The sequence below is a fragment of the Hydrogenophaga flava NBRC 102514 genome, from assembly GCF_001571145.1.
Lineage (GTDB): Bacteria > Pseudomonadota > Gammaproteobacteria > Burkholderiales > Burkholderiaceae_C > Hydrogenophaga > Hydrogenophaga flava.
In genome coordinates, this window is the sequence record NZ_BCTF01000034.1 from 1 (window position 1) to 16185 (window position 16185).

Annotated in this window: 9 protein-coding genes; 4 read left to right on the forward strand and 5 right to left on the reverse strand. The window is 67.4% G+C overall.

The window, feature by feature from the left end; translation table 11 throughout:
• Nucleotides 1-276 precede the first annotated feature (276 nt).
• The 4 genes from HFL01S_RS22180 to HFL01S_RS22195 are packed head-to-tail and all read left to right on the forward strand — an operon-like array spanning nt 277 to nt 5480.
• A complete protein-coding gene (locus HFL01S_RS22180; RefSeq protein ID WP_066262909.1) occupies nt 277-1173 on the forward strand; it encodes a glycosyltransferase family 2 protein in 897 nt (298 codons plus the stop codon).
• The gene (asnB, locus tag HFL01S_RS22185; protein ID WP_066262911.1) at nt 1173-3131 is read left to right on the forward strand and encodes an asparagine synthase (glutamine-hydrolyzing); all 1959 of its coding nucleotides are present in this window, start codon (nt 1173-1175) and stop codon (nt 3129-3131) included. The genes HFL01S_RS22180 and asnB overlap by 1 nt, the downstream gene beginning before the upstream one ends.
• Complete coding sequence (locus HFL01S_RS22190; RefSeq protein WP_066262914.1) at nt 3128-4342, forward strand: glycosyltransferase; 1215 nt, start codon at nt 3128-3130, stop codon at nt 4340-4342. Before asnB ends, HFL01S_RS22190 begins: the two co-directional genes overlap by 4 nt.
• A 22-nt stretch (nt 4343-4364) precedes the next feature.
• Entirely contained in the window at nt 4365-5480 is a 1116-nt protein-coding gene (locus tag HFL01S_RS22195; RefSeq protein WP_066262916.1) for a polysaccharide deacetylase family protein, read from the forward strand.
• A gap of 33 nt (nt 5481-5513) precedes the next feature.
• On the opposite strand, the gene HFL01S_RS22200 is transcribed toward HFL01S_RS22195, so the two are convergent.
• From HFL01S_RS22200 to HFL01S_RS22220, 5 genes are all read right to left on the reverse strand, one after another.
• Entirely contained in the window at nt 5514-6404 is an 891-nt protein-coding gene (locus tag HFL01S_RS22200) for a hypothetical protein (RefSeq protein WP_157539034.1), read from the reverse strand.
• Nucleotides 6394-7848, reverse strand: a complete 1455-nt coding sequence (locus HFL01S_RS22205; RefSeq protein ID WP_066262920.1) for an undecaprenyl-phosphate glucose phosphotransferase — start codon at nt 7846-7848, stop codon at nt 6394-6396. Before HFL01S_RS22205 ends, HFL01S_RS22200 begins: the two co-directional genes overlap by 11 nt.
• Before the next feature lie 144 nt (nt 7849-7992).
• Complete coding sequence (locus HFL01S_RS22210; protein ID WP_218008661.1) at nt 7993-8937, reverse strand: hypothetical protein; 945 nt, start codon at nt 8935-8937, stop codon at nt 7993-7995.
• A complete protein-coding gene (locus HFL01S_RS22215; protein WP_066262923.1) occupies nt 8934-14945 on the reverse strand; it encodes a non-ribosomal peptide synthetase in 6012 nt (2003 codons plus the stop codon). Before HFL01S_RS22215 ends, HFL01S_RS22210 begins: the two co-directional genes overlap by 4 nt.
• Nucleotides 14932-16179 (reverse strand): glycosyltransferase, encoded by a 1248-nt coding sequence (locus tag HFL01S_RS22220; protein ID WP_218008662.1) that lies wholly within the window; start codon nt 16177-16179, stop codon nt 14932-14934. The genes HFL01S_RS22215 and HFL01S_RS22220 overlap by 14 nt, the downstream gene beginning before the upstream one ends.
• Nucleotides 16180-16185: the final 6 nt, after the last annotated feature.

Genomic DNA, 16185 nt, shown 5'->3' on the forward strand with positions numbered 1-16185 from the left:
TGCCGATGGTGGCGTGCCCAATATCAACCAGTACGGCAACTCATACAAGCTGCTACCGTCCGATTGGGTAGGGCCGTTCTTCACCCGGTAGCGGCCGTATCTGGCCTGTTGAACGGCTGGCATCCCCAAAACCAGGGTTCTTGCTCCTGGTGGCGGTGTCACGAGCGCTTGCGCTGGAACAGGTACAAATTGTTGCGTGTACCATCCGTTCCAGTACCCAGCTGAATACTGCCGACTCAGTCTCGGGCCCCTACCCAAGATGTGCATAACCCCCATATGACACAGCGTTATGTTTTGATCTCGCCGTGCCGCAACGAGGCGAAGTATATGCGCCAGACGCTGGACACCGTGGTGGGCCAGTCTGTTCGCCCGGCCCGCTGGGTCATCGTCGATGACGGTTCCAGCGATGCGACGCCACAGATCCTGGCCGAATACGCTGCCCGCCACGACTGGATCCAGATCGTCACCCGGCAGGACCGTGGTCACCGCGCAGTAGGCCCGGGGGTCGTGGATGCCTTCTATTCAGGATATGCAGCGATCAACCCGCAGGACTACGAGTTCGTCTGCAAGCTGGATCTGGACCTGCGTCTGCCACCCCGGTACTTCGAGATCCTGATGCAGCGCATGGCCGACGAGCCCCGTATCGCCACCTGCAGCGGCAAGGCCTATGTGGAGGAGGGTGGGCAACTCATTCCAGAGCGCCACGGTGATGAAACGTCGCTGGGCATGACCAAGTTCTACCGGGTTAGCTGCTTCGAGGCTATTGGCGGATTTGTGCGCGAGGTGATGTGGGACGGCATTGACTGCCACCAGTGCCGCATGAAGGGCTGGATCGCCTGCAGCTGGGACGACCCCGAACTGCGCTTCGTGCACCTGCGACCCATGGGGTCCAGCCAGGACAGCATCTACACCGGCCGCATGCGCCACGGCTACGGCCAGTACTTCATGGGGACCGGCTTTCTGTTCATGGCGGCGAGCGCGCTGTCGCGTGCCAACCAGAAACCCTATGTGCTGGGCAGTGCTGCGATGTTGTGGGGCTGGCTGAAGGCCGCCCTGCAGCGCAAGCCGCGCTACGACAACCCGGAGTTCCGGCGCTTTCTGCGCGCTTACCAGCTCCGGGCGCTGCTGGTCGGCAAAGCACGCGCGGCGCGCGAACTGACGGGGCGTGCCTGATGTGCGGCCTTGCTGGAATTGTTGGACGCGTCGGTGAGGCGAACCGCCTCGCGCTGCAACGCATGACGGACGCCATGGCGCATCGGGGCCCGGATGGCGACGGCATCTGGATGGGACCGGCGGATGCCCGTGGCTGGGGCGTCATGCTCGGGCACCGGCGGCTGTCGATTCTCGACCTCACCTCGGCAGCCTCGCAGCCGATGACAGACCCCGAGCGCGGCGACGTCACCGTGCTCAACGGCGAGATCTACAACTACATCGACATCCGCAGGGCGCTGGGCGCCCAGGGCCAGACCCTGTGGTCGAGTGGTGACACCGCGGCCATGCTGCGGCTCATCAGCATGCATGGCTTCGACGCCGTGCAGGAGCTTCGTGGCATGTTCGCGCTGGCCGTGTGGGACCCGCGCCGCAACGAGCTGCTGCTGGCGCGCGACGCGCTGGGCATCAAGCCGCTGTACTTCATGAGGAACCCCGACGCATCGGGTGACTGGACCTTTGCATTTGCGTCCGAAGTGCGCGCGCTGCTGCGTTCCGGGCTGCTGCGCAAGCCCCGTCTGCGCCGGTCTGCCGTGGCCAGCATGGTCTGGAACGGGTTCACGGTGGCGCCGGAAACCATCGTCGATGGCATTGAGTCTCTGTGGCCGGGCGAGATGAGGGTCTACGCCCAGGATGGTCGCGAGCTGCGGCGCAAGCGCTACTGGACGCAGGCCGCGCTGCCGCGCACGGGTGAATCGACCGACCAGGACGTGGCCATGGCGCTCGAAGACAGCGTGCGCCGCCACCTTGCGTCCGATGTGCCGCTCGGGGTCTTCCTCTCGGGCGGGGTGGACTCTTCCGCCATCGCCAATGTGGCCAAACGCGTCTCCCGCGACCCGGTGCACTCGTTCACGCTGGCGTTTGCCGAGCAGGAGCGCAACGAAGGAGAGATCGCCCGGGTCGTTTCCAAGGCGATCGGCACGCAGCACCACGAGATCGTCCTGCGCCAGGAGGGGTTTGTCGACCGGCTGGACGAGGCCATGGGCAGTCTGGACCAGCCGAGCTTTGATGGTTTGAATTCGTTCTTCATGTCGCAGGCCGTTGCGCAGGCCGGCTTCAAAGTGGCTCTGGTGGGCAGCGGGGGCGACGAACTGTTCGGCGGTTACACCTCGTTCCGCGACCTTCCTGCGATGGCGGCGTGGTCGCGCCGCCTCGGCTTCGTTCCGGGTGGTCTGCGCAACGCCGGGGCGCGGGCGTTTGCGCGCTGGAAGGCGCCCGATAGTGGGGCCTTCAGGCCTCAGACCCGCTGGGCCAAGCTGCCGACCATGGTCGCCGCCGGGGACGACCTGCTGGCGCTCTACCAATGTGCCTACGCACTGTTTCTGCCCGACACCCACCGCAGCCTGCTGGGCACGGCAGGGCAGGGATTGGAGGCGGGCTACCGGGGGCTGCCGTCCGAGGTGGTCGCGGCGCTGCGCACCGAGGTGGACGGGCGCAGCGATCTGTCGTCCATTGCCATGCTGGAACAGCGCCTGTTCCTGGGCGAACGCCTGCTGCGCGACGCCGACTCGACGAGCATGGCCGCCTCCATCGAGACCCGTCTGCCGCTGGTCGATCAGCAGTTGCTAGAGGCGGTGGCGTCCTTGCCGGACGACATCCGTTTCCATCCGGTGCGCTCCAAGGCGATGCTGCGCAGCGCGGGGCTTCAGGGGCTGGACCCGGCCCTGTTTGACCGGCCCAAATCGGGCTTCGAGCTGCCCTACGACCACTGGCTGCTCGGCGCATTGGGCTCGGAAGTGGGCGCGGTGCTCACCGACCGCGCCCTGATGGCCAGCGTGGGGCTGGCGCCGGACGAGGTGGCCGACCTCTGGCGCGCCTATCGGGCGGGCGCCCCGGGTCTCTACTGGACGCGGATCTGGTGCCTCTATGCGCTGGCATCGTGGGCGCGGCGGCATGGTATGTCTGTGGAGTCCGCGCCATGAGGGTGGCCTACCTCATCAGCGAATATCCGAAGGTCAGCCACAGTTTCATCCGCAGAGAAATCGCAGCGCTGGAGCGGCAGGGTGTCGACGTGCTGCGTTTTGCGATCCGGGGGCCGTCCGACGGAAGCCCCGACTCGGCGGACGTCGAGGAACTGCGTCGCACGCGCTATGTGCTCGGTGCGGGTGCCGCCTCCACGCTTGCCCACGTGGTGCGTGCCATGGTGCGACGTCCGCGCACCTTCTTCGGTGCAGCGCGCTCAGCCTGGCGGCTGTCCCGCCGCGCGGAGCGCAGTCTGCTGCACCATGTGGCCTATCTGGTCGAGGCCTGCATCGTCGGGAACTGGATGCACGAGGAGAAAGTGCCTCACCTGCACGCACACTTCGGCTCGAACCCGGCTGCGGTGGCCATGCTGGCGGCGCAGATCAACGGTGGCAGCTTCAGCTTTACCGCGCACGGCACGGTGGAGACGGACGCCGCGCAGTTCATCGGCATTCCCGAGAAAGTACGCCGCGCGGCGCACGTGGTCGCTGTCAGCGAGTACGGGCGCAGCCAGCTGTGCCGCTGGGTGGAGCCCCCTCACTGGAAGAAGATCTCGGTGGTGCACTGCGGACTGGACGAGGGCTACCGTGCACCTCCCGCGAAGCCGTTCAACGCGGTGCGGCGTTTTGTCTGTGTGGGGCGGCTGAGTTCGGAGAAAGGGCAGTTCGTGCTGATCGACGCACTGGGCGAGCTGCGCAGCCAGGGCGTGGATGCCGAGCTGGTGCTGGCTGGCGACGGCGAGCTCCGGTCCGCCATCGAACAGCACTGCCAGCTGCGCGGGGTGGAGGACCGGGTGCGCATCACCGGCTGGATTTCGGGTGCCGATGTGCGCAAGGAGATCGAGGCCTCGCGCGCCCTGGTGCTCAGCAGCTTTGCCGAGGGCTTGCCTGTGGTGCTGATGGAGGCCATGGCCTGTGCGCGGCCGGTGATCGCCACGCGCGTCTCCGGCATTCCCGAACTGGTGCGCGATGGCCAGGACGGCTGGATCGTGGCGCCCGGCAACGCGCTGGAACTGGCGCAGGCCATGCGCCGCTGCATCGAAACGGATGCCCTACAGCTCCAGGCCATGGGCGAAGGGGCCCGGGCGCGGGCGCTGGAACGGCACGATGTCGACCGGTCGGCGCGACAGCTGCGTGAGATCTTCTCGCCACTCGCCGGGGCCAGCGCGTGAACGCATACAGCGAGTGGGTGTCATGAGCGCAGTCTCGACCCTCAAGGCCCTGGTCCGGGACACCTGCGGCCAGGCGCTGTCCATGACCCGCGTGACCGCGCCGTCGGTCCGGCTCGGGCAAAGGCTCTCCGTCGTCACCTTCCACCGCGTCCTGACCGAACCGCAGCGGCGGCTCTACCCATTGCCGGGTCTCGCCGTCACCCCGGATGAACTGGACGACCACCTCCGGTTTCTCACCCGCCATTTCCAGTGCCTGTCGCTCGATGCCGCCCTCGGGCTGTGGGAGAGAGGTCAGGGAGCCGGACGGCCTTTGTTGGCGATCACGTTTGACGATGGCCAACTCGACAACTACGAGAACGCGCTGCCTGTCCTGGAAAAGAACGGCGTGACCGCCAGCTTCTATGTGCCCAGCCAGGTGCTGGAGGACGCCACGCCGCTGTGGCACGACACCATGGCGGTCTCGGTTGCCTGGCTGGTGAAGCATTCGACGGGACAGGGCAATCGGTCAGGATCCACTGAGCGCGACGCAGCGATCGCGTTGTTCGCCGAACTGCACCCTGAGGGGGAGCTGGGCGGTGCGGCGGGCCACCTCACCGTTGAAGCTGCGCTGGAGCACACGAAGCGCTGGAACCCCGCGCAGCGCGAGGACTGGATGCGGCGCGCCAGCGGCGTGCTGCCCCCCGCGCAGCGGCCCGCCTGGGACGGATTCATGAGTGTCGAGCAGATGAAAGACCTCGTGGCCCGCGGTCACGAAATTGGCAGCCACTCCCACTCCCACGCGCTGCTGCCGCAGTGCACGGACGACGAACTGCGCGCCGAGATCGCCGGCTCCCGCCAGAGGCTGGAAGCCGTGCTGGGCACGCCGGTGACCACCTTCTGTTATCCCAACGGGTCTTTTGATTCGCGGTGCGTGGCTCAGGCCCGCGAGGCCGGCTACCGGGCGGCCGTCACCACCCTCTGGGGCAGCAATGTGCCCGGGGCAGATCCCTTCCGCCTGCAGCGCTTCAACATGAACGCACAGCATGCGCAAGACCGGAACGGGCGCTTTTCCGAAGCCCGCCTGGCCTGGCGCATGAGCGGCCTGCACCCTGGACTTGGCCGGGTGACCCAGGACCCCTGTGGTGGCGACGTCGCGTAACGGCAGAAACGCGCCCAGGGCCCTGCGGGAGGCTCAGTCTTTTCTGGGTGAAAACCCCATCACGGCCGGATGATCCAGCCGGTGCAGCAACGCCTGCATCGAGGCGATGCTCTGGAAGCGGCCGACGAACTTGCCGAACAGCGAGCGCTTGAGCAGCGGGAAGCCGGCGTCGATCATCTGCTCGGGGCAGTTCAGGCACAGGTCCAAATGGCGAGAGCCGTCGGTGTACCAATAGGCGCCCACGCTCATGTGTGGGCTGGCCACCCGGGCCAGCAGGGTCTCCTGTAGCAGGATGACCGATTCGGAGGAGTCGTAGCACCACTCGGTGGAAATCACCGGCGCGATCACTTGCAGCAGCTCTGCGTCGACCTGCCGGGCCATCAGGGCAAAAGACTGCAGGTGGTTTTCTTCGAGCGCATTGGCGCTCAGGCCCGCCACCCGCCAGGGGGCCTGCTCGACAAAGGGAGTCAGCGGCAAAAAGGGGCCGAGCACGGAGTCGTTGAACATCAGCACATCTGAGCCTGGGGCCCGTTGTGCCAGCTCGCTCAGGCAGATCGCGTACGCCGAGAAGTCAAAACCATCCGTCCCTTTCCAGTACAGCGCATCGCAGTGCCGCTTCAGCTCATCGAGCACCGGGTGGCCGTGGGGGCAGGCGCACACGATCATCACCGAGGCATCCTCGGCTGCGAGGCGCTTGAGTGTGAACCGGTGCTGGGTCGCCAGCTGGCCCTGGGGTGCGTACAGGAAGTACATGAGCCAGCGACCGGCGCCGCTCACCGGCACCAGGGGCTTCCAGACGGGGGGCTTCTGTCGCGTTCGGCGGGCCCGCCAGCGGGCCACGATGATGCGCGGGCGCGGCTGGCTGGGTGCGTAGTTCCAGAAGGTCTGTGCACCTTCCACCGGCCTGGCGAGTTCAGTACGCATTCTTGCCCGTCAGTGCGCCCAGGGTGCGCAGCAGGATGGAAATGTCGAGCCACAGCGACCAGTTGTTGATGTACTCGATGTCCGACTCGATGCGTTCCTGCATGCGCTCGATCTCGCTGGTCTCGCCCCGAAGGCCGCGCACCTGGGCCAGCCCCGTGATGCCGGGCTTGATATTGTGGCGGGCGAAGTAGGCATTGATGCCCTTGGAGTACAGCTCGTCGTGCTGCACCGCGTGCGGCCTCGGCCCCACCAGCGACATCTCGCCCACGAGCACGTTGAAGATCTGTGGAAGCTCGTCCAGACTGGTTTTGCGCAGGAACGCCCCCACACGGGTGACCCGGGGGTCGTTGCGCGTGGCCTGGCGAATGACGCCGGCCTCGGGCTGGTGCACATACATGCTGCGGAACTTCCAGATGTGGAACACCCGACCGCTCCATCCCTTGCGCGCCTGCCGGAAGAACACGGGGCCCTGGCTGTCGAGCTTGATGGCCGCCGCGATGATCAGCAGGAACGGAGAGATCAGCACCAGGATCAGCAGGCCCAGGATGCGATCCTCCAGGGCCTTGAGCAGGAGCCGGGTGCCCGTCAGCGGCGTTTCAGACAGGGTCAGCACGGGCAGCCCTGCGATTTCCCGAACGCTGTGGTTGACCAGCAGCAGCGAAAAGATGTCCGGGACCCAGTGCACCGAGACATGGCGGTCCAGCAGCTGGAAATACAGGTCCTCGATCAGGTCGGACTCGCCCAGGGGGATGGCGAAATACACCGTGCGCACGTCGTGGCGCTCGATGATGGACAGCATCTGGTCGAGCGGTCCGATGATGTTGAGTTCCTTGAGCGATGCGAAGTCCGAGCTTTCATACAGGGTGGCGCCCGCCCGGGCCTCGCTGCCCCGTGCGGCGGAGGGCAGCTCCAGACAACCCACCACCTTCTGGTTCAGCCACGGGTTGCCCGAAATCTTGTTCTGCAGATAGCTCGCGAGCTTGCCCGTTCCGACGATCAGCACGTTCTCGGCGGGCACTGCGTGGACCATGACCCGGATCTGGATCTCGCGACTGAGGTATTGCAGAAAAACCTGCAGCAGATAGCCCGCGATGAACAGCTGCCCCAGCAGCAGGCGCGAAAACACATCGGTCTGCTTGGTCACAAAACCGACCACCAGCAGGAAGCCGAATGTCAGCGACCAGGCCTTGAAGAGGGTCAGCGCCTTGCGCGTGAAACTGCTGTTGCTGCGGTAGACACCGAACTGGTTGTAGGCGAACACCATCACCATGGCCAGGAGGAGGAGCAGGACGGAATAGGGCGGGGTGACGGTACCGATCTGTTTCTGGATCAGCAGCAGGGACAGGGCCATCACGGCCACCACGTCCACCACGGCCTGCACCGCCGTGGAAATGCTCCCGCGGCGCTTGAGGATGGATCGTTGGGGTCTCTTCGAGAGTGCCATGGAACAAATGTATCGGTTTCCGATGCGATCAACGGCAGACCAGCAGGGCTGGCCGGGCCCTGTGGTCCTCAAGTTGGTTGAGGTAGGTCACCGCTTTGCGGGGTGCGGCGACAGCCTCATGGCAGCACGGCATGCACATCGGCATCAGTTGCCGCGCTGTGCCACGCCGGTCTTGGGGTAGCTGGTCACCACCGACCAGATCACCTCGCTCATCAGGCGGGCCAGTTCCGGCGAGATGGGGGGCAGCTGTGTCCCGTCGACCAGCCGGATGGCCTGTGGCTCCGCCGGCGGCGGGCGGTGATAGAGGACCGCGTAGTGGGTGAGGGCGACCAGGTAGTTGCCCAGCGCGCTGAGATGGATCATGTCGCGCTTGCCCTCGTCGCTGATGTAGAAGAGGTCTTCGCGCGATCGCAGCCGGTCGACGCCACCGCGGGCTTCCACCTCCCGCACCAGACGGGCCATCACCTGGCCTGCGGGAATGACGTACACCGGACCGCCTGTGTCGCCGTGCGCCAGACCCCTGGCCAGGAGCACACCCTCCCAGTAGAGGCTCAGATCCTCGTCCAGCCGCTCCAGCCATCCCTTGGGGTCGTTCAGTTCATGCCAGAGCTCGTAGAGGTAGACGCGGATCTTGGGATTGGCTGTCCGCGCCGCCCGTGCCCACTGACGGATGTATTGCGGGCTGTCGTGGTGCTTGATCGCATCCTTGATCTCGACCGACTCGGTCAGCACCAGCACATCGAACTGCCCGCTGTCCACAGCCTGGCGCGCGTCCTGGAAGCGGGGGTGCGCGTTCTCGACCTCGAATCCGTTGACTGGCACGTCCGGTTCCCAGTGCGACCTCAGCGAGGCGCCCCAGCCCAGCTGCGAGCGGTGGTCGTGCCCTGTGCCCGCCAATTGCTCCAGCATCATGGGGATGTCCTTGTTCACCAGGCTGTGGCCGATGTGGAAGACGCGCAGCGGCTTGTCCGGCGGTGACAGCGGCTGCGTGTACAGGGCCGAAAGCTCGGCCTGGTCGAGCGACTTGTGCCATCCGCAGGCGGTGAGCGCGAAGGCGAGCAGGTATTTCAACGAGTGTTTCAGCATCATGTGGTGGAGGCACGGGTTGAAGGAGGCGCCGCAGTATGACCGGTCTGGTTCGCGGAAGTGCCCGCGCGTCGGGCTTCGGCGATGTGTGGGCGCATGGCGGCGGCCAGCACTTCCACGTGTGGGGGCTCCAGGATGTCCATGTGCTTGCCAGGGACGCGTTCGATGGTCAACCGGGGCAGCAGCGAGCGCCAGCCATAGGCCGGAGCCGTGGAACGGTCGTCACCGGCCTGCAGGAACACCGCGGGCAGATCGCAGGGCAGGGCCTCGTGGTCGCGCATGGCCTTCGCATAGATGTGGACGCGGCGGCTGCCGGGTTCGTGGCGGTGCTCGCTCTCGTGGCGGTACACGCGGTAGATGTGCAGCAGGTGCCCGAACCCCTGGCGCCGGAGCAGGCGCAGGCGCCGGAGCACGCCCGCCACCAGGTGCTTGAAACCATGCCCGGGCAGTTTGGAGTCGAGCAAGGCGATCAGACCGATGGTTTCGCCCTCGGTCTGCAGCTGTCGTGCCACCTCGAACGCGAGCAGGCCGCCGATCGAAAAGCCGCCGAGGAAGTAAGGCCCGTGCGGCTGGATGCCTCGGATCAGATCCTTGTATTCCCGCGCCAGCGTCTCCACGGTCACCACGGGCGGCGCCAGGTCCATTGGCTGCTCCAGCAGGTCGATTTCGGTCTGTGAGAACACGCCATACACCGGCATGTCCGGGCCGAGCAGCTGCGCCAGCCGCCTGTACATCTCGGCGCCGGCCAGCAGGAAAAGGCCGGGGCCCTGGCCACGGGGTTGCAGCACCGCCACCGGGATGTCCTTGTGGTCCTCGGGCACGGTCTGTGACAGCGCCTCGGCCAGTTCCGCCACCGTGGAATGTTTGAACAGCAGGGCCAGCGCGCACGGCCGTTGAAGCGCCGCCTCGATGCGGCTGACCACGCCCACGGCCAGGATCGAGTGCCCGCCGAGGTCGAAGAAGTTGTCGTGAATACCGATCGCCTCGACCTGCAGGGCGGCCTGCCAGATCGACAGGATGGTCGTTTCGGTCGCGTTGCGGGGAGGGGTGGGCGGGGTGCGCGCCCGCGACGCCTCGGCGGACGGGGGCGGCAGTGCCCGGCGGTTGGTCTTGCCGTTGGGCAGCACGGGAATGGCATCCAGCTCGACGAACAGGCCGGGCACCATGTGGTCGGGCAGCCAGCGGCGCAGGTGCTCGCGCAGGTCTTCGCGGGTGGGCATGGCGCCCCTGGGCACCACGTAGGCGACCAGCCGGGGCTGGCCTGGCGCGTCTTCGCGCAGCATGACGACCGCGCGCGCGATGGCCTCGTGGCTGAGCAGTCGGGACTCGATTTCCCCGAGTTCCACCCGGAACCCGCGCAGTTTGATCTGGTCGTCGAGCCGGCCACCGTGTTCCAGCGACCCGTCGCACCGCCAGCGACCGCGGTCGCCGGTGCGGTAGATGCGCGTGACAAGCGGGTCCGCTGCACCGGGCTGGTCGATGAAGCGCTCGGCGGTCAGCGCCGCCTGCCGGTGGTAGCCGATGGCCACGCCGGTGCCGCCGATGTAGATCTCACCCGGCACGCCGATCGGGCAGGGTTGCAGGTGCGGGTCGAGCACCTGGACCGAGGTGTTGAGCACCGGGCGCCCTAGGTCAATGGCCTGGACGGCGTCCGGCGACACCCGCCAGCAGCTGGACCACACCGTGGTTTCGGTGGGGCCGTACATGTTCCAGACCTCGCCGCACCGGGCGAGCAGCCGGGAGGCCAGGTCGGGCGTGAGGGGTTCGCCGCCCACCAGCGCCTTGAGCCGCGGGTTGCCGGCCCAGCCGGCGTCGAGCAGCAGGTGCCAGCGCGACGGCGTGGCCTGCAGCACGGTGATCTCCTCCCGCGCCAGCAGCTCGGCCAGCGCCCGGCCATCGGTGGCATCGGCCTGGCTGGCCACCACCACGGTGCCGCCCGAGCCCAGGGGGAGAAACAGCTCCAGGACGGCGATGTCGAAGCTGGGGGTGGTCACGGCCAGCAACCGGTCGTGCACGGTGCAGCCGGGCGCGCGCGCCATGCTCTCCAGCAGGTTCACCATGGCCCGGTGCGGCACGGCGACCCCCTTGGGCCGGCCGGTGGAGCCGGAGGTGTAGATCAGGTAGGCCGGGTCTTCGGGGCGGGCATCCAGCAGGGCATCGTCCGGTAGCCGGTGCGCCGCGGTGGCGTCGATCTGTGCGCGGTCCCCATCGACCAGCAGGCGCGGTGTCTGCCCACCCTCCAGCGCCACCGAGCTGTGGCTCACGAGCAGCGCCAGCTCGGCGTCCTGCATCTGGTCGCTCAGCCGTTGCAGGGGATAGTCCGGGTCCAGGGGCACGTAGGCCGCGCCCGATTTGAGAATGGCCAGCAGCACGACCACGAGTTCGTGGTTGCGGGGCAGGCAGACGCCCACACGGCAACCCCGCGCAATGCCGCGCTGGCGCAGAAGCCTCGCCAGCCGGTTCGAGGCCTCGTCCAGCTCGTGGTGGGTCAGCCGCGCAGCGCCGTGGACCAGCGCGGGCCGCTGGGCCGCCTGCAGCAATCCCCGGGCCACCCAGGCGTGCGCCGATGCGGCGGCGGGTGCCTCGACGGGGCCATGCGACCACTGGTTCAGGCGCTCGCGTTCGGCCGTGCCCAGCAGCGGGAGTGTGGCCACGCGGGAGTCCGGCGCCTGCACGGCCATGCGCAGGATCTGCAACAGGTGCTCGCCCATGCGCTGCACCATTTCCGGCACGAACAGGTCGGTGGCGTACTCGATCGTGAAGGCCTGGTCGTACATCACGTCGACCACCACGCTCAGGTCGAACTGGGTCGACGCCCGGTCGAAGTCCAGCCGCGACCAGGTCAGGCCTTCGAAGTGGCAGTCCCGGGCCTGCGTGTTCACCATGTTGAAGAGCACGTTGAACAGCGGCTGCCGGCTGCTGTCCGGCCTGGCCGCGAGTTCGCGGACCAGCACCTCGAACGGCATGTCCTGGTGCGAAAAGGCCTCCAGGGAGACGGTGCGCACACGGGAAAGCACCGTGAGGAAGTCCGGGTCGCCGTCCAGATCGGTCCGGAACACCAGGGTGTTGACGAAGGTGCCGATGAGGTTTTCGGAGGCCAGGTGATGCCGGTTGGCAATGGGCACGCCGATGCCGATGTCGGTTTTGCCGGTGTGCCGGTGCAGCAGCACCTTGAGCGCCGCGATCAGCACCATGGACAGGCTGGCTCCGTGCGCCGCGCCAAGGGCGCGCAGGCCGGCGATGTGCTCCTGCTCCAGCGGGAGACGCAGCGCCGCACCGCGGAAGCTCTGCTCCAGCGGGCGCGGCAGGTCGTTGTTGAGCGGCAGTGGCTCCAGGCCCTCCAGGCGTTTTGACCAGTACGCCAGCTCGCTCGCCCGACGCGTCTGTTCAAACCAGTCCCGGTGCCAGCGCGCGTAGTCTGCGTACTGGATCGGGAGCTCGGGCAGGCAGGCCTCAGACCCGGACACCAGGGCGCTGTAGTGCGCCGCCAGCTCCCGACCCAGCTCCGCGAACGACCACTGGTCGCTGATGATGTGGTGCATCACGATCAGCAGTACCGCATCGTGTTCGGCCAGGTGGATGAGCTGCACCCGGACCAGCGGGCACTGGTCCAGCACAAAGGGCTGGCAGGTGACATCGGCCAGATGGCGGCGCAACAGCTCGTCGGGCACACCGCGTCCGTCGGTGGCCAGCCGCACCTGCTGAAGGGGCACGGCCGGGGGCGGCACCACCTCGGCAAACACGCCGTCGGCCGTCTTGACAAAGCGCGTGCGGAGGATTTCGTGGCGTTCGACCACGCGATCCAGCGCCGCCTGCAGGGCCGCCACCTCCAGCGGCCCCTTCAGCCGCATGGCCAGCGGGATGTTGTACGCGCTGCTCTGTGGCGCCAGTTCGTGCATGAACCACATGCGCTCCTGGGAGAACGACAGGTCCAGCCGGCTGCCGGGGCCGCGCGCGGCTGCCGGTGTGGCCGCCGCCGGCACTGGCGGGCTCGCCACGGCGCTGTTCGGCGCGGCCGACAGCTGCCCCAGCCTCTCGGCGAGTCCGCGCACCGTGGGGGTCTCGAACACCGCACTGATGGGCAGGTCCAGGCCGAGCCTTGTGCGCAGACGCGAGACCAGCTGTGTGGCCAGCAGCGAATCTCCACCGAGGTCGAAGAAGTTCGCATCGTGGTCGATCACCTCGTGTCCAAGGATTTCGGACCACAGCAGGGTCAGGGTGTCGAGCAGCGCGGCGTCGGCGGGGAGGTCGGGCGACGGCGCAGTCTGCGAGAACGTCTGCGCTGAAAGGCGCAGCGGCTCCAGCCGCCCTTGCAGGTAGAGGCGCCGGGCCGCGTTGCGCTGCGGCTTGCCGCTGGAGGTTCGGGGCAGGGTGCCGGTCCGCAGGGGAACGATGTCGTGCAGATCGACCTGGTGTTCGGCCGCCACCCGTTTGTGGACGGCATCGACCAGCTGCCGCACCACGTCCGGCGATGGGCGCCGGCTGCACTCGACCAGCATCACGACGGCCTCTCGCGCCCCCTTGTCCACCGAAATCGCGATGACGCCGCCGCCCCGGATGCCGGGGTGCGCCGACTCGGCGGTCTGCTCCAGGTCCTGGGGGTAGAGGTTGCGGCCGTTCGCGATGATCAGGTCCTTGCGCCGGCCGGCGACGAACAGCTCGCCGCCGTGCAGGAAACCCAGATCGCCGGTGCGCAGGTAGTGCGTGGGGTCGGCAACTTCGGGGGCGAGGGTGCCGCCAAAGTGCTCGGCGGTGGCGTCGGGCTGTCCCCAGTAGCCCCGGCCCACGCTCGGTCCGGCCACCCAGATCTCACCGATGCGGTCGGGGGCGCAGGGCGTCCTGGTGTCGGGATCGACGATGCGCAGCTGGAAGCCCGGCAGTGCCGGTCCGCAACCCACCAGCGTTCTGGTGCCGGTCGCTTCAGGGGCGGTGGGTCGCACCTCGTTGCGTTCGATGGCCTGCGCATCCAGCGTGACCTGTTGCAGCGGTGTGGTTGCGTTCTTCACGGTGACCGCGAGCACCGCTTCCGCAAGTCCGTAGGAAGGTGCCAGCGCCGTACGCTGGAACCCGAACGGCGTGAAGGCCTGCGAGAACGCTTCCAGCGTGGTGGCACGCACGGGTTCCGCGCCACAGGTGGCGTATCGCCAGCTGTCCAGACGGGCATTCCATCCGGGCGAGCGGGCCAGTGCCTGCACGCAGGCGGCGTAGGCGAAGTTGGGTGCCCCGCTGTGGGTGACGCCATGCATGGCAATGGCATCCAGCCACTTCAGGGGGTGCAGCAGGAACTGCACGGTCGACATCAGAAACGAGGTACCCCCGGAGTACAGCGGCTGGAGCACCCCGTGCACCAGGCCGTAGTCGTGGAACCAGGGCAGCCAGACCAGCGCCTTCATCCAGGGCGTGTCCGCCCCGCTCACCAGCGACCGGCACTGGGCCATCACGTTGTGGTGGGTGATCTCGACGCCCCGCGGGGCGCTCGTGGACCCGGATGTGTACTGCAGGTACGCCACCGGGCTCTCGACCAGGCCTTCGGGCGCTGACGCCACCGCGTCGTTCTGCGGCGTCTCGTTCAGCAGGGCACCCAGCGTGCACCAGGTCCGCCCGGGAATCTGGGTGCGGCCGGTTTCGATGTGTCCTTCATCGGTCATGGCCAGCGCCACGTCCGCATCGTTGGCAATGCCCAGCAAGCGCGATTCGCTGGTACGTCCATTCCTGTTGTCCGGCGCCGGTGCCGGGACGGGGATGGCACCGGCCAGGATGCAACCCCAGAACAGCTGCACAGCGTCCAGGTGGTTGTCGAACGCGAGCAACACCCGGTCTCCGGGCCCGATGCGCGCACGCAGACGCTTCGCGATGGCATCGGCCGACTGGCCAAGCGCGGCGTAGCTCAGCGTGTGGCTGGCTTCCAGACCGTGCCCCAGGAACACGTAGGCCGCGTGCTCTCCGTAGTCCGTCACACGTTTGCACAGCAGTTCGCGCAGATGCGCGTACTGAACATCAGAGGTGGGCACGAATCACCTCACTGCGGTGCCGGAAGACTGCGACGTCGTTGAAGGGGTGACCATCTTGCGCGGCCCGGCCAATCAGATCCGCCAGCCGCTGGCGATCCCGCGCCAGGCCGGCCAGACCGGACACCAGTGCGCCGATGTCGTCCTTGGGGGTCAGCAGGCCGCCGCCGTGGGCGGAAATCAGGTCCTTCGGGAATGGGCTGTCGTAGCCGACCAACGGGGTTCCGGACACCAGCGCTTCGATCAGGTTTCTCGGTGACTCCGGGGTCTTGTGGCAGAACACGAACACCTGGGCCTCGCGCAGAACCTTGAGGATGGCCGCACGGTCCCTGATGAAGCCGGGCAGCGCGACCTGCCCGGTCAGTCCCAGCCGCTCCACCTGCGCCTTCATCTCCGGCAGACGTTCGCCGTCCCCCCACCAGGTTGCGCGGAAATCGACGCCGGCTTCCTTCAGCGAAGCCATCACCTGGATCCAGTCGTCGGCACCCTTCATCACGTCGGCCCGGCCGAGATAGCAGATGTGCAGCGGGCCTTCCATGACACCCTGCAGCTTGTTGCGGAGGGCATCGGGCGGGATGCGGTCCTCCTCGCGGAGGTGGATGTCGTGGACGATTTCAGCCTGTGAGGCGTAGGGCGCGTAGGTGGCGTAGGTTTCGGCACCATGGAACAGCCCGAGGGCCGAGCGCCGGATGATGGCCCGCTCCAGCAAGGCCATCGGCCGGTGGTAGATCGATGCTTTCAGCCGCGCCCTGCGGGTGCGGGCCGCGCGGGCCTCGTGTCGCACCACTTCGGACTCCACCCGGTCGGTCCAGACGGCAAAGCGCCGGCCCTTGCGGTGGGCTTCCAGGGCGGCCACCGAACCCCAGTCGCCAAAGAGCCCGCCAATCGAGAACGACAGGTAGTCCGCTTCGTCGATCAGCTGAGCGATCTGGCGGCGCACCGAAGGCAGGAAGCGGAAGAAGCGGTCGGGGCGGTAGGCCGATGGCAGGGCGACGAGGTGCACGCGCTCCAGGTCGACGGCCGACGAACGCACCGGAATCCAGCTCGGTGGCGGGGTGCCGGGCTCCAGCGGGTGCATCACCGTGACCTGTTCGAAGTTTTCGGCCCAGAGGCGCAGTCCGTTGCAGGCCTGGTCTTCCAGCAGGTATCCGTCTTTCCCGGCGTAGAGCGGCACGGGTGCGTACAACAGCAGGCGGCTGCCGGAGGTCTTCATGTCGGTGCTTTCAAGGTGTTCCATGGCTCT

Coding starts and splice junctions, on each gene's coding strand:
- HFL01S_RS22220 (WP_218008662.1), bottom strand. CDS start 16,179: ATGGAACACCTTGAAAGCACCGACATGAAGACCTCCGGCAGCCGCCTG.
- HFL01S_RS22190 (WP_066262914.1), top strand. CDS start 3,128: ATGAGGGTGGCCTACCTCATCAGCGAATATCCGAAGGTCAGCCACAGT.
- HFL01S_RS22200 (WP_157539034.1), bottom strand. CDS start 6,404: ATGCGTACTGAACTCGCCAGGCCGGTGGAAGGTGCACAGACCTTCTGG.
- HFL01S_RS22210 (WP_218008661.1), bottom strand. CDS start 8,937: ATGATGCTGAAACACTCGTTGAAATACCTGCTCGCCTTCGCGCTCACC.
- HFL01S_RS22195 (WP_066262916.1), top strand. CDS start 4,365: ATGAGCGCAGTCTCGACCCTCAAGGCCCTGGTCCGGGACACCTGCGGC.
- HFL01S_RS22180 (WP_066262909.1), top strand. CDS start 277: ATGACACAGCGTTATGTTTTGATCTCGCCGTGCCGCAACGAGGCGAAG.
- asnB (WP_066262911.1), top strand. CDS start 1,173: ATGTGCGGCCTTGCTGGAATTGTTGGACGCGTCGGTGAGGCGAACCGC.
- HFL01S_RS22205 (WP_066262920.1), bottom strand. CDS start 7,848: ATGGCACTCTCGAAGAGACCCCAACGATCCATCCTCAAGCGCCGCGGG.